We start from the raw sequence: 12,791 nt of genomic DNA, 5'->3' as shown, positions 1-12,791 counted from the left end.
GGTCGAGTCCGTCATCGGGGCCGCCGGGGGGACCTGCGGGGGGCGAGTGCCGCCGCAAGCGCGGCGTCGAGGTCGGTGCCGAGCCGGGCGTACGAGGCGTCGGCGGCGCCGGGCAGCGCGCGTACCACCAGGGTGACGCCGGGCGGCAGGCCCGGCAGCCGGTCACGGACCAGGTGCCGCAGCCGACGCCGGACCTTGTTCCGGACCACCGCGCCGCCCACGGCCTTGGAGACGACGAAGCCGGCCCGGGCGGGCGCGGGCTCGTGTCCCGCACCGGCGCTCCGAACCGGCTGCGACGCCGTCGTGGTCGTCAGGGAAGAAGGTGGACCCGGGGTACCGGCAGAATCGAGATGTACCACCACTGATCCTCGACCGGCGCGGCGCCCACCCCGGATCGCCGCGGCGAAGTCACTGCTGCGCCGCAGTCGCTGTGCGGCCGCCAGCACGACTGCCTACATCCCCGGACCGGCCTTGCCAGCCGTCAGGCCGACAGGCGGGTGCGACCCTTGCCACGGCGGGCCGCGATGATGGCGCGACCAGCCCGGGTGCGCATGCGCAGCCGGAAGCCGTGGGTCTTCGCGCGCCGGCGGTTGTTCGGCTGGAAGGTGCGCTTGCTCACGTCAGGCTCTCCGTCGTCGTACGCCCCGGTCGTGCGACAGCGGGGTCGTGTGATTGTCTGGCGTCGACCGCCGGGACGGCCGGGTGTCGATGCCGTCCCAGGCATCAGCCACGGCCCGTGCCGAGCCGCGGTCAACAGTCTTCCATCACCCTAGCAGAGGGCGACAGAGCAACCGTTGGAGCCTACGCAGCCCGACAACCGCCGTCAAACATCATGATCGCCCGTCCGGTCGGCCCGGTGGATGGGATCGGCGACGGGCGGTTCGGCGGGGTTTTTCGCTGATGTCGACAAGGTCCGGGCGGATCCGACGGTTGAAGGGTTGTGGACAACGCTGTTAGCGTGCCCGATTGCACGTCAGCGTCAGGGGGTGGGGATGCCGCTGACGGGCAAAACCGGACAAGCTCGTCGATCGTTCGACAGATGAACCCGCGTCAACGCCGGTCGGGCCGGGGGCAGGCGACACGGACGCCCGGCCGGGCGACACAATTCGGTCGATACACAGGCTGTGGATAACCTGTGGACGGCGCCGGCGACCGCCGAGCGCCGCGTCGTGCCTGTTCGAGCACGTCAGCAAGCCTGGAACGGTCGACCGGGACGGCAACGGCGGCCGGAGACGCAGAGGCGATGGGGGTGGCGCGACGGTGGCCGACACGATCGACCTTGGCGCGGTGTGGGCGGCGACGACCGAGGAACTGGCCGACGAGATCATTTCGGCTCAGCAGCGCGCCTATCTCCGGCTGACCCGTCTGCACACGATCATCGAGGACACCGCGCTGCTCTCCGTGCCGGACGCCTTCACCCGGGACGTGATCGAGTCGCGGCTCCGCCCGGCGATCACCGAGGCGCTCTCCCGCCGGCTGGGCCGGGCGGTCCAGGTGGCGGTCACCGTACGGCCGCCGGAGGACGGGCAGCCGCGCCCGGCCGGTGGCGGCTACCCGGCCGGACCCGAACCGGCCGGACTCGGCGTACCCCCGGGTTATCCGGTCTCCGGCGGCGCGCCCGGCTATCCCGGCGGCGCGGCTCCGGCCGGCGGCTACGGCGAGGCCGACCCGCCGGGTGGCTACCCCGGCCCCGACCAGGCCGGGTACGCCGACCGGGAGCCCGCCGGATACGCCGCCCCCGACCCTGCTCCGGGTTACCGGGCAGAGCCGCTCCGCTTTCCCGGCGAGGCCGAGCGCGAATATCCGGTACGACCGGAGCAGGAGTTCCCGGCCGGCGCCGGACCCGACGTACCCGAACACCGCAGCCCGGTCCCGGACCAGGCCGGCAGCCGCAAGCCACCGCCGTTCACCGGTTCGGCACAGGTGCCCTCCGCCGGTGCCGGACGGCCGCCCGGGCGACCCGACACCGCTCGCGGCAACCTCATCCCGAGCAGCCGGGACGGCCAGGAGACGCTCTTCAGTGCGCCCTACCCCGAGTCGTACCGGCCGACGCCGCCGCAGCAGGAACGGCGCGGCTTCGACGAGCGGGGCGCCGACACCGGCAATCTCGGCCAGTTCGGCGACCACCGGCCGGCCGACCGCCGCTACCACGACAGCCGGGACGGGGGCGCCGGACGGCTCGGACCGGGTCGGGACGGCGGCCCGGACAACGGACCGGGTCGGGGCGGCGCCTACCCCGAGCATCGGCCCGGCGGACGTGACGACCGGCGACCGGGCGGGGTCGGCGGGGCCGGAGACGTCAGCGGCAACCGGCTGAACCCGAAATACATGTTCGAGACCTTCGTCATCGGCTCGTCCAACCGGTTCGCCCACGCGGCCTCGGTCGCGGTCGCCGAGTCGCCGGCGAAGGCGTACAACCCGCTGTTCATCTACGGCAGCTCCGGGCTGGGCAAGACCCACCTGCTGCACGCCATCGGGCACTACGCGACGACGCTGGGCAACGCCCGCTCGGTCCGGTACGTCTCGACCGAGGAGTTCACCAACGACTTCATCAACTCGCTCCGGGACGACAAGACGAGTGCGTTCCAGCGCCGCTACCGCGACGTCGACATCCTGCTGATCGACGACATCCAGTTCCTGGAGAACCGCGAGCGGACCCAGGAGGAGTTCTTCCACACCTTCAACACGCTGCACAACGCCAACAAGCAGATCGTGATCACCTCGGACCGGAAGCCGAAGGACCTGGCGACGCTGGAGGACCGGCTGCGTACCCGGTTCGAGTGGGGCCTGCTCGCCGACATCCAGCCGCCGGACCTGGAGACCCGGATCGCGATCCTGCAGAAGAAGGCGGCCCAGGAGCGGCTCTTCGCCCCGCCGGACGTACTGGAGTTCATCGCCTCGCGGATCGCCAACTCGATCCGGGAACTCGAGGGCGCGCTGATCCGGGTGACCGCGTTCGCCTCGCTGACCCGGTCCCCGGTCGAACTCTCGCTCGCCGAGGAGGTGCTCCGGGACTTCATCCCGGACGGCTCCGGGCCGGAGATCACCGCCGACCAGATCATGATCTCCACGGCCGACTACTTCGGGGTGAGCCTGGAGGACCTGCGCGGGCAGTCCCGGTCCCGGGTACTCGTCAACGCCCGGCAGGTGGCGATGTACCTGTGCCGGGAGCTGACCGACCTGTCGCTGCCCCGGATCGGCCAGGCCTTCGGCGGGCGGGACCACACGACGGTGATGCACGCCGACCGGAAGATCCGGCAGCAGATGGCGGAACGCCGGTCGCTCTACAACCAGATCGCCGAGCTGACCAACCGGATTAAGCAGAACACCTGACCCACCGACCGGCCGACGAGGGCCGGGTACGGGCCGATCGGCGTCCGTACCCGGCCCTCGGTCATGTCCGCAGAAGGCGTGTCGAAGGTCATCCCGCCCTCGGTCGTGCCTGCGGCCGCTCGTTGTACCCAAGCTGTCCACAGCCCGTTGTCCACCGCCGGTGGATAACCTCCGGGTCGGCTCGCACCCGGAACCCACAACCTGTGGACAGAGGCTGGGGAAACGTGTGTGGACAGTTACCGAACGTGACGAAGTTTTCCACCGGAAGCGGCGAGCTGTGCACGGACTGTTGAAGGTTCTGGGGACGGTGTTCGTCGATCTTCCGACGGCTGTGCCCACAGATGGGGAAAAGCCGGTGGGTAACCCGGTGGACGGCCGGTGGACAAGCGTGGATAACCCCGCCGCCGGCGGAGGCTGTGGATCGCGAGCCCGGTTCCGACCCCGGTTGTCCACACCTCGCACACCGGTGGACAAGCCGCTGACCAGCGCAGAGGCTGCTTCTCCACAGTTTGCACAGCACCGATGAAGACGATTGAGTTATCTCTTCAAGAGAACAAAAACCAATCATCGGCGTTGGGCATCCTGTGGACTCTTTTGATCCGTCGTACCCATGGGTCAGGATCTGTCGAAGTACCGGGGTCGGGCGCACAGCCGATGCGGCCGGGTCCTAAGGTGCGATGCAGACCCGCACGGTTGGCGGGGCCGGAAGGCGGCCGCCGGCATGAGACAGTTGTCGCTGACGTCGATCCGGAGGCATGGCATGAAGTTCCGCGTGGAGCGTGACGCGCTCGCCGACGCCGTGGCGTGGACCGCGAAGAGTCTGCCCAACCGTCCCTCGGTGCCGGTGCTGGCCGGCGTACTGCTCCGGGTCGGCGAGGGTGGGCTGCACGTCTCGGGCTTCGACTACGAGGTGTCCAGCCAGGTGACCGTCGACGTGCAGAGCGAGGCGGAGGGCGCCGCGCTGGTCTCCGGCCGGCTGCTGGCGGAGATCACCAAGGCGCTGCCGGCCAAGCCGGTCGACATCGCCGCCGCCGGAGCGCATCTGGAGCTGGTCTGCGGCAGCGCCCGGTTCACCCTGCCGACGATGCCGGTCGAGGACTACCCGACCCTGCCGGAGATGCCGGGCAGCGCCGGGACCATCGACGCGGCCACCTTCGCCGCCGCGGTCGGCCAGGTCGCGATCGCCGCCGGCCGGGACGAGACGCTGCCGATGATGACCGGGGTGCGCATCGAGCTGAACGGCTCGACCCTGGCGATGCTGGCCACCGACCGCTACCGGCTGGCGCTGCGCGAGATCGAGTGGCGGCCGGACGACCCGGAGGTCAGCATCAACGCGCTGGTGCCGGCCCGGACCCTGCACGACACCGCCAAGGCCCTCGGCCCGCTCGGCGGTGACGTCACGATGGCGCTCTCCCAGGGCGCCGCCGGCGAGGGGCTGATCGGGTTCGCCGGGGGCACCCGCCGGACCACCAGCCGGCTGCTGGACGGCGCCAACTACCCGCCGGTGCGCTCGCTCTTCCCGGCCAGCTCCAACGCGGAGGCCCGGGTCTCGGTCGCCGCGCTGGTCGAGGTCGTCAAGCGGGTGTCGCTGGTCGGCGGCCGGACCACGCCGGTGCTGCTCAACTTCAGCTCGGACGGCCTGGTGGTCGAGGCCGGCAGCACCGAGGAGGCCCGGGCGAGCGAGGCGATGGACGCCACGTTCACCGGCGAGCCGCTGACCATCGGCTTCAACCCGCAGTATTTGATCGACGGACTCCAGAACCTTGGCTCGGCACTGGCGGTCTTCTCCTTCGTCGACGCCTTCAAGCCCGCGGTGATCTCGCCCTCCGGCGAGGACGGGGAGATCATCCCCGGCTACCGCTATCTGATCATGCCGATCCGGGTCACCCGCTGATCGCACGGTTCTGGAAGGAAAGTTCATGCAACTCGGCCTGGTGGGGCTCGGCCGGATGGGCGGCAACATGCGCGAGCGACTGCGCGCCGCCGGACACGAGGTGATCGGCTACGACCAGAACCCGGCGCTCTCCGACGTGGCCAGCCTGGCCGAGCTGGCCGAGAAGCTGGCCGCGCCCCGGGCGGTCTGGTTGATGGTGCCGGCGCAGTACACCGAGCCGACCGTCGACGGGCTGATCGAGGTGCTCTCCGCCGGAGACATCGTGATCGACGGCGGGAACTCCCGCTTCAGCGACGACCTGCCCCGGGCGGAGAAGCTCGACCGGCACGGCATCGGCTACCTCGACGTCGGCGTCTCCGGCGGCGTCTGGGGGCGGGAGAACGGCTACGGCCTGATGGTCGGCGGCGACGAGCAGCACGTCGGGCGGTTGATGCCCATCTTCGACGCGCTCAAGCCGGAGGGCGAGTTCGGCTTCGTGCACGCCGGGCCGGTCGGCGCCGGGCACTACGCCAAGATGGTGCACAACGGCATCGAGTACGGCCTGATGCACGCCTACGCCGAGGGCTACGAGCTGCTCACCGCCTCCGAGCTGGTGACCAACGTGCCGGGGGTCTTCAAGTCCTGGCGGGAAGGCACCGTGGTCCGCTCCTGGCTGCTCGACCTGCTCGACCGGGCCCTCGACGAGGACCCGCAGCTCTCCCAGCTCAGCGACTACACCGAGGACACCGGCGAGGGCCGTTGGACGGTGGACGAGGCGGTCCGGCTCGCCGTACCGCTGAACGTCATCGCCGCCTCGCTCTTCGCCCGGTTCGCCTCCCGCCAGGACGACTCGCCCGCGCTGAAGGCCGTCTCCGCACTGCGCCAGCAGTTCGGCGGGCACGCCGTACGCAAGCACTGACCGGTGTACGTCCGCCGGCTCGAACTGGTCGACTTCCGCTCGTACGAGCGGGTCGGCGTCGACCTGGAGCCGGGTGGAAACGTGCTCGTCGGCCCGAACGGGGTGGGCAAGACCAACCTCGTCGAGGCACTCGGCTACGTGGCGACGCTCGACAGCCACCGGGTCGCCACCGACGCCCCGCTGGTCCGGGCCGGTGCCGCGACGGCGGTGCTCCGGTGCGCGATCGTGCACGACGGCCGGGAGCTGCTGGTCGAGTTGGAGATCGCCCCGGGCCGGGCCAACCGGGCCCGGTTGAACCGCTCACCGGCCCGGCGGGCCCGGGACGTGCTCGGTGCGCTGCGGCTGGTGCTCTTCGCCCCCGAGGACCTGGAACTGGTCCGGGGTGACCCGGCCGAGCGCCGCCGCTACCTCGACGACCTGCTGGTCACCCGGATGCCCCGGTACGCCGCCGTCCGCGCCGACTACGAACGGGTGGTGAAGCAGCGCAACGCGTTGCTGCGCACCTCCTACCTGGCCCGGAAGACGGCCGGCGGGCGGGGGCGGGCCGCCCGGTCCGACGCGGAGCGCCCGGCCGAGGGTGGGGACGACCTGTCGACCCTCGCGGTCTGGGACACGCACCTGGCCCGGCACGGGGCGGAGCTGCTGGCCGGCCGGCTGGAGCTGGTCGCCGCGCTCGGCCCGCACGTGACCAAGGCGTACGACGCGGTGGCCGCGGGGCGGGGTGCGGCCTCGATCGCGTACCGGCCGTCGGTGGAACTCGCCGACCCGGTGCCGGACCGGTCGACCCTGGAGGCGGCCCTGTCGGCCGCGCTCGCCGAGGCCCGGCCGGCCGAGATCGACCGCGGCATGACACTGGTCGGGCCGCACCGCGACGAGCTGACCCTGACCCTGGGCACCCTGCCGGCGCGGGGCTACGCGAGCCACGGCGAATCCTGGTCGTACGCGCTGGCGCTCCGGCTCGCCGCCTACGACCTGCTCCGCGCCGACGGCGTCGAACCGGTGCTGGTGCTGGACGACGTCTTCGCCGAACTGGACAGCGGCCGCCGGGAGCGCCTCGCCGAGCTGGTCGCCGGGGCCAGTCAGCTCCTGGTCACCTGCGCGGTCGCCGACGACGTGCCGCAGGCGCTGCGGGGCGCCCGCTACGAGGTCTCCGACGGGCAGGTGCGCCGTGCCGACTGATCCCGAGACACCCCGCCCGAAGGGGGCGCCGGCCACCGGCGGGCAACCCCGGCGCGGTGCACCCGGCCCGGCCGAGTCGGCGGCGGCGAAGACCGGTTCGGCCGAGCCGGCGGAGGCGCAGACCGGTTCGGCACCGGCGGCCGGAGAGGGTGACCTCGCCGGTCCGGCGCTGGCGCGGGCGGTTCTCGACGCCGCGCTCGCCAAACGGAAGGGGCCCGGCCCGCGTCGGCGTACCCCTGGCGGAGCCGACCTGGACGCGGAGCCGGCGGCCGACGGCGCGGCGGGCGGTGCCGGCTCGACGGCCGGCCGGGCTGGCGGGCAGCGGCGCCGGCCGCGCGGCTACTCCGGCCCGGGGCCGGATCCCCGGGATCCGCAACTGCTCGGTACGGTGCTGGCCCGGCTGGTGAAGGCACGTGGCTGGCAGCAGCCGGCCGCCGAGGCGACCGTCTTCGGTGCCTGGGAGCGGGTGGTCGGCCCGGACGTGGCCGAGCACAGCCGGCCGGTGAAGCTGGAGAACGGCGAACTCACGGTCGAGGCGGAGTCGACGGCGTGGGCGACGCAGCTCCGGCTGCTCGCCGGCTCGCTGCTGCGGCGGATCGCCGCCGAGGTCGGGCACGGCGTGGTTCGTCGGCTGCACGTGCACGGCCCGACGGCACCGTCCTGGTCGCGGGGTCCACGGCGGGTACGAGGACGTGGCCCTCGGGATACCTACGGCTGAGCCGGACCGACGGCAGGCGCCGGGCGAACCGGCCGACGGCGATCCGGCGCCGGGCGGCGCCGGATCGGGCGGCTGGCAGCGCGAGCCGGCGCGGTGCGGGCCGCGCGGTCGCCGGCTGCCGGCGGGAGAGCGCCGCGCCGGCCCAGACCGAGGCGAGCAGGCCGAGGCACCCGGCGAGGACCAGGGTCTGCCGGGGACCGGCGTGCTCGGAGAGCCAGCCGAGGACCGGGGCGCCGACGGCGGCGGCGACCGACCCGGTCACCGCGATGGCGGCCAGCACCCGCCCCCGCATGGCGCCGTCGGTGTCGAGCTGGGCCCGGGTGCCGACGGTGGTGTCGATGATCACCGCGGCGGCGGCGATCGGCAGGATCGCGACGGCGAAGGTCCAGATTCCGGGGGCCAGCCCGGCGACGGCCTGCAACGCGCTGGCGGCCACCCCGGCCCCGACCAGCAGCCGGTAGCTGAGGTCGCGGCTGCGGGCGGCGGCCACCGCGCCGAGTACGGTACCGACCGCGAAGACCGTGGAGAGCAGCCCGTAGCCGCCGGCCCCGCCGCGCAGTGGCCCGGCGCTCATCGCCGCCATGGTCACCTGGTAGTTGCGGCCCAGGCTGCCGAGGACGAAGGCGAGCGCCAGGGCGGTCAGCACGACCGGCTGCCGGCAGAGGTAGCGCAACCCGGCCCGTACGCCGTGCCGGTCGTCGCCCCGTTCCGGCGTGCCGGCCTCCGGCTGGTACAGCTCCCGGTGGCGTACGGCGAGGAGCGCGGCAACCACGGCGGTGAAGCTGACAGCGTTGATCGCGAACAGCGGTGCCGGCCCGGTGGCGGCGACCACCACGGCACCGACGCTCATCCCGAGGATCCGCCCGGCGGAGTTGCCGAGCGAGCCCAGCGCCAGGGCGTTGCCGAGGGTCTCCCGGTGCACCATGGTCGAGCCGTACCGGCCCATCACCGGTCCCTCGACCGCCGAGAGCACGCCGCTGACCAGCGAGATGAGATAGATGCTCGACATCTGCGGCGTCTCCGACCAGGCCACCGCGGCCAGCCCGGCGGCGAGCCCGGCGTGTCCGACCTGGGTGGCGACCAGCAGCGGCCGGGCGGGCAGTCGGTCGGCGAGCGCGCCACCCCAGCCGCTGAGCAGCAGGGTGGGCAGCGCCTGGAGCAGCACCGCCAGCCCCATCGAGGTGGCCGAGCCGGTCTGCTGGAGGACATACCAGTTGACGCCGAGCACCTGCATCCAGGTGCCGATCACCGAGACCAGGCCGGCGCCGGCCCAGATCCGGAAGTTCCGGTGGCGCAGCGCCCCGAAGGTCGTACGCAAAGCCGCGAACCCTCCCCGTTTGGTGGCGGCGAACGCGGAGCGTACGTCCCGACGCCGTGACTGTCAGTCATCGGATCGTTACCTTCCGAGTGACGGTCAAGTCTGGCTTCTACTCCGCGCCGCCGTTCAGGGGGCGATGAGCTGCGTCACGGGGTACTGGTGCGTAACTGGCAATTCGGGCCAGCCATGACATAGCTGATCGGCGGAGGGGTGGTCGAACGGGTGGCGGCCGCCGCCCGTACGGCAGCGGCCTTCGGCGCGTCGCGGCCGGGCGGCGGCAGTTCGACGGTCAGGAGTCCGCGTAGACGGCGAAGCCGCGTTCGGCGCACCTGCGGTAGAAGCCGGCCAGCACGGCCAGCTCAGAGCGGGGGAAGCTCCACTGCGGCGGAGCGCCGGACTCGTCGCGCAGCGCGTCGAGGCGGCTGTCCAGCCAGCGCAGCTGCTGCTCGGCCAGGCGGCCGTCCGCCAGCGCGGCCCGGAGCACGGCGCTGACCGTGTCGAAGGTCACCGACTCGCCGTACGCCCGGTGCCCGTCCACGAACCGCTCCAGGCCGCCGGCGATCCAGGCGCAGCCGTCCGGGTCGATCACCGGGTCCTCGTCCTCGGCCGCGGCCTCGGTGGCGTAGAGCACGCCGTCCAGCCCGAGCAGCAGGTCGACCAGTTCGGTGTAGGCGGTCGCCCGGACCGAACCGTTCTTGGCGATGTATCCGGCGAGCGCCGCGGTCGGCGCGGCCACCTCGGGCACGTCGGCCAGCTCGCCGAAGTCGACGAACTCGGCCGGGGCGACCGGGTCGTAGAAGCGGCCGGTCCGCGGCCAGCGCACCGCGACGTTGTCCAGCCCCATCGGGCGTCACCTCTCCATGCACCTGACGAAACCGGTCGGTTGGACCGTCCGATGCGCTTACCGGGCATCCTGGCCACGGAGCTTACTTCCGGCGTCGCCAAGTTACGGCACCGCTCGCCCTCCGCGCGACCCCCGGGCGGGGAGGGCGCCCGGGACGTCCGTCCGGGCTCGCCCCGGCTGGGCGGGAACGACCAGGCTGGGCGGTGTCGGCAGGTGAGGACGGGACGATGCCGGAAACGGCCCCCGATTCGATCTCAACCGTGTGGGGGGAGTCGTGGGCGAGGGGGTACGGCCGTCTACGTGGGTCTGAGGGCGCCGCGCAGGGGTGCCGCATACCCAATGTGTCATCCGGGCACAGTAGGATTGACGGCGAGACGACGACACGGTGTGGAGCGGGACCCGGGCCCGGAACGGTCCGGCCGGCGCCGCACCGAGTCCGAGCCGATCGCGATCCGTGGGTAGCCGCGGCGACCGGCGCGTTCGACCGTACCCCGGAGTTCCTCGTGGTGCCGGCCCGCGCGCACGGTCGCAGGCCGCCCACCAAACCCGCGCTCCCGCGCCGCACGGTGCGGGAGACGCGAGAAAGTGGCCAAGGTGGCAGCGCAGAAGAAGCAGGAGTACGGCGCCGAGTCGATCACCGTTCTGGAGGGCCTGGAGGCCGTCCGCAAGCGGCCCGGTATGTACATCGGATCGACTGGTGAGCGCGGTCTGCACCACCTGGTCTGGGAGGTCGTGGACAACGCGGTGGACGAGGCGCTTGCCGGCTACTGCGACACCATCGAGGTGGTGCTGCTCGCCGACGGCGGCGTCCGGGTCACCGACAACGGCCGGGGTTTTCCGGTCGACCTGCATCCGAAGCTGAAGAAGCCGGGTGTCGAGGTGGCGCTGACCGTCCTGCACGCGGGCGGCAAGTTCGACGGCAAGGCGTACGCGGTCTCCGGCGGCCTGCACGGCGTCGGCGTCTCGGTGGTCAACGCGCTCTCCACCCGGATGTTCGTGGAGATCCACAAGGACGGTTACGTCTGGCGCCAGAGCTACACCAACTCCAAGCCCTCGCCGCTGGAGAAGGGTGAGACCACCAACACCACCGGCTCGTCGGTCTCCTTCTGGCCGGACCCGACGGTCTTCGAGAGCGTCGACTTCACCTTCGAGACGATCTACCGGCGCATCCAGGAGTACGCCTTCCTCAACCGCGGGCTGACCATCCAGCTCCGCGACGAGCGGGTGCAGGAGGAGGACGGCAAGCCGCGCGAGGTGACCTTCTGCTACAAAAACGGCATCTCAGACTTCGTCCGCCACCTCAACGCCTCGAAGAACCCGATCCACAAGACCGTGGTCGAGTTCGGGGCCGAGGAGGAGAGCGAGGGCATGTCGGTCGAGATCGCCATGCAGTGGAACGAGTCGTACGGCGAGTCGGTCTACACCTTCGCCAACACCATCAACACGCACGAGGGCGGCACGCACGAGGAGGGCTTCCGGGCCGCGCTGACCAGCGTGGTCAACCGGTACGGCGCGGACAAGAAGCTGCTCAAGAGCGACGAGAAGCTCTCCGGCGAGGACATCCGGGAAGGGCTCGCCGCGATCATCTCGGTCAAGCTGACGAACCCGCAGTTCGAGGGGCAGACCAAGACCAAGCTCGGCAACACGCCGGTGAAGAGCTTCGTGCAGCGGGTCTGCAACGAGTGGTTGGTCGACTGGTTCGACCGCAACCCGGCCGAGGCCAAGCTGATCATCACCAAGGCGACCCAGGCGGCCCGGGCCCGGATCGCCGCGCAGCAGGCCCGCAAGCTGGCCCGGCGCAAGTCGCTGCTGGAGTCCGGCTCGATGCCGGGCAAGCTGGCCGACTGCCAGTCCACCGACCCGCGCGAGTCCGAGGTCTTCATCGTCGAGGGTGACTCGGCGGGTGGTTCGGCGAAGCAGGGCCGGGACCCGCGTACCCAGGCGATCCTGCCGATCCGAGGCAAGATCCTCAACGTCGAGAAGGCCCGGATCGACCGGGTACTGAAGAACAACGAGGTCCAGGCGCTGATCACCGCGCTCGGCACCGGCATCCACGACGACTTCGACATCGAGAAGTTGCGCTATCACAAGATCGTGCTGATGGCCGACGCCGACGTCGACGGCCAGCACATCCAGACCCTGCTGCTGACCCTGCTGTTCCGGTTCATGCGGCCGCTGGTCGAGCTGGGGCACGTCTACCTGGCAGCGCCGCCGCTCTACAAGATCAAGTGGAACCGGAAGGGCGACGACGCCCAGTACGCCTACTCCGACCGGGAGCGGGACGGGCTGATCGCGCTGCGCCAGCAGAAGAAGCCGAACGCCAAGCCGGACGACATCCAGCGGTTCAAGGGTCTCGGCGAGATGAACTACCCGGAGTTGTGGGAGACCACGATGAACCCGGCGACGCGTACCCTCCGCCAGGTCACCCTGGACGACGCGGCGACCGCCGACGAGCTGTTCAGCGTCCTGATGGGCGAGGACGTGGAGGCGCGCCGCTCGTTCATCCAGCGCAACGCCAAGGACGTGCGGTTCCTCGACATCTAGTGGCGGTACGGCGGCTCCCGCCTCGGCCGAACGGTCAGCCGGGACCGCCGTTCCACACAGTTA

At 71.7% G+C, this 12,791-nt stretch carries 9 protein-coding genes and 1 pseudogene; 6 read left to right on the top strand and 4 right to left on the bottom strand.

What is annotated here, in order from left to right; genetic code table 11:
- Nucleotides 1–11: 11 nt before the first annotated feature.
- Together rnpA and rpmH are read right to left on the bottom strand one after the other, a co-directional pair.
- Nucleotides 12–446 (bottom strand): ribonuclease P protein component, encoded by a 435-nt coding sequence (gene rnpA / locus V1634_RS30710; RefSeq protein ID WP_331211210.1) that lies wholly within the window; start codon nt 444–446, stop codon nt 12–14.
- Between the two features lie 35 nt (nt 447–481).
- Nucleotides 482–619 (bottom strand): 50S ribosomal protein L34, encoded by a 138-nt coding sequence (rpmH, locus tag V1634_RS30705; RefSeq protein WP_101368834.1) that lies wholly within the window; start codon nt 617–619, stop codon nt 482–484.
- Nucleotides 620–1,260: 641 nt separating this feature from the next.
- Here rpmH and dnaA point away from each other — a divergent pair.
- The 5 genes from dnaA (at nt 1,261) to V1634_RS30680 (ending at nt 8,022) form a co-directional block, all read left to right on the top strand.
- The gene (gene dnaA, locus V1634_RS30700) at nt 1,261–3,333 is read left to right on the top strand and encodes a chromosomal replication initiator protein DnaA (protein ID WP_331211209.1); all 2,073 of its coding nucleotides are present in this window, start codon (nt 1,261–1,263) and stop codon (nt 3,331–3,333) included.
- A gap of 760 nt (nt 3,334–4,093) precedes the next feature.
- A complete protein-coding gene (dnaN, locus tag V1634_RS30695) occupies nt 4,094–5,227 on the top strand; it encodes a DNA polymerase III subunit beta (protein WP_107262484.1) in 1,134 nt (377 codons plus the stop codon).
- Nucleotides 5,228–5,252: 25 nt separating this feature from the next.
- Entirely contained in the window at nt 5,253–6,125 is an 873-nt protein-coding gene (gene gnd / locus V1634_RS30690; RefSeq protein WP_331211208.1) for a phosphogluconate dehydrogenase (NAD(+)-dependent, decarboxylating), read from the top strand.
- A gap of 3 nt (nt 6,126–6,128) precedes the next feature.
- The gene (recF, locus tag V1634_RS30685; RefSeq protein ID WP_331211207.1) at nt 6,129–7,304 is read left to right on the top strand and encodes a DNA replication/repair protein RecF; all 1,176 of its coding nucleotides are present in this window, start codon (nt 6,129–6,131) and stop codon (nt 7,302–7,304) included.
- Nucleotides 7,294–8,022, top strand: coding sequence for a DUF721 domain-containing protein (locus V1634_RS30680; RefSeq protein ID WP_331211206.1), 729 nt, complete (start codon nt 7,294–7,296; stop codon nt 8,020–8,022). Before recF ends, V1634_RS30680 begins: the two co-directional genes overlap by 11 nt.
- A 133-nt stretch (nt 8,023–8,155) precedes the next feature.
- On the opposite strand, the pseudogene V1634_RS30675 reads toward V1634_RS30680, so the two are convergent.
- Together V1634_RS30675 and V1634_RS30670 are read right to left on the bottom strand one after the other, a co-directional pair.
- Nucleotides 8,156–9,340, bottom strand: a pseudogene (locus tag V1634_RS30675) (MFS transporter); the annotation flags it as partial.
- A 289-nt stretch (nt 9,341–9,629) separates the two neighbouring features.
- Complete coding sequence (locus V1634_RS30670; protein ID WP_331211205.1) at nt 9,630–10,184, bottom strand: hypothetical protein; 555 nt, start codon at nt 10,182–10,184, stop codon at nt 9,630–9,632.
- 594 nt (nt 10,185–10,778) lie between these two features.
- Between V1634_RS30670 and gyrB the strand changes: the two genes are divergently transcribed.
- Nucleotides 10,779–12,728 (top strand): DNA topoisomerase (ATP-hydrolyzing) subunit B, encoded by a 1,950-nt coding sequence (gyrB, locus tag V1634_RS30665; RefSeq protein WP_331211204.1) that lies wholly within the window; start codon nt 10,779–10,781, stop codon nt 12,726–12,728.
- Nucleotides 12,729–12,791 lie beyond the last annotated feature (63 nt).

Origin of the sequence: Plantactinospora veratri (assembly GCF_036421995.1) — a bacterium.
Lineage (GTDB): Bacteria > Actinomycetota > Actinomycetes > Mycobacteriales > Micromonosporaceae > Plantactinospora > Plantactinospora veratri.
The sequence above is the reverse complement of the archived record's forward strand: the minus strand, read 5'-3'. Positions and strand labels throughout refer to the sequence as shown.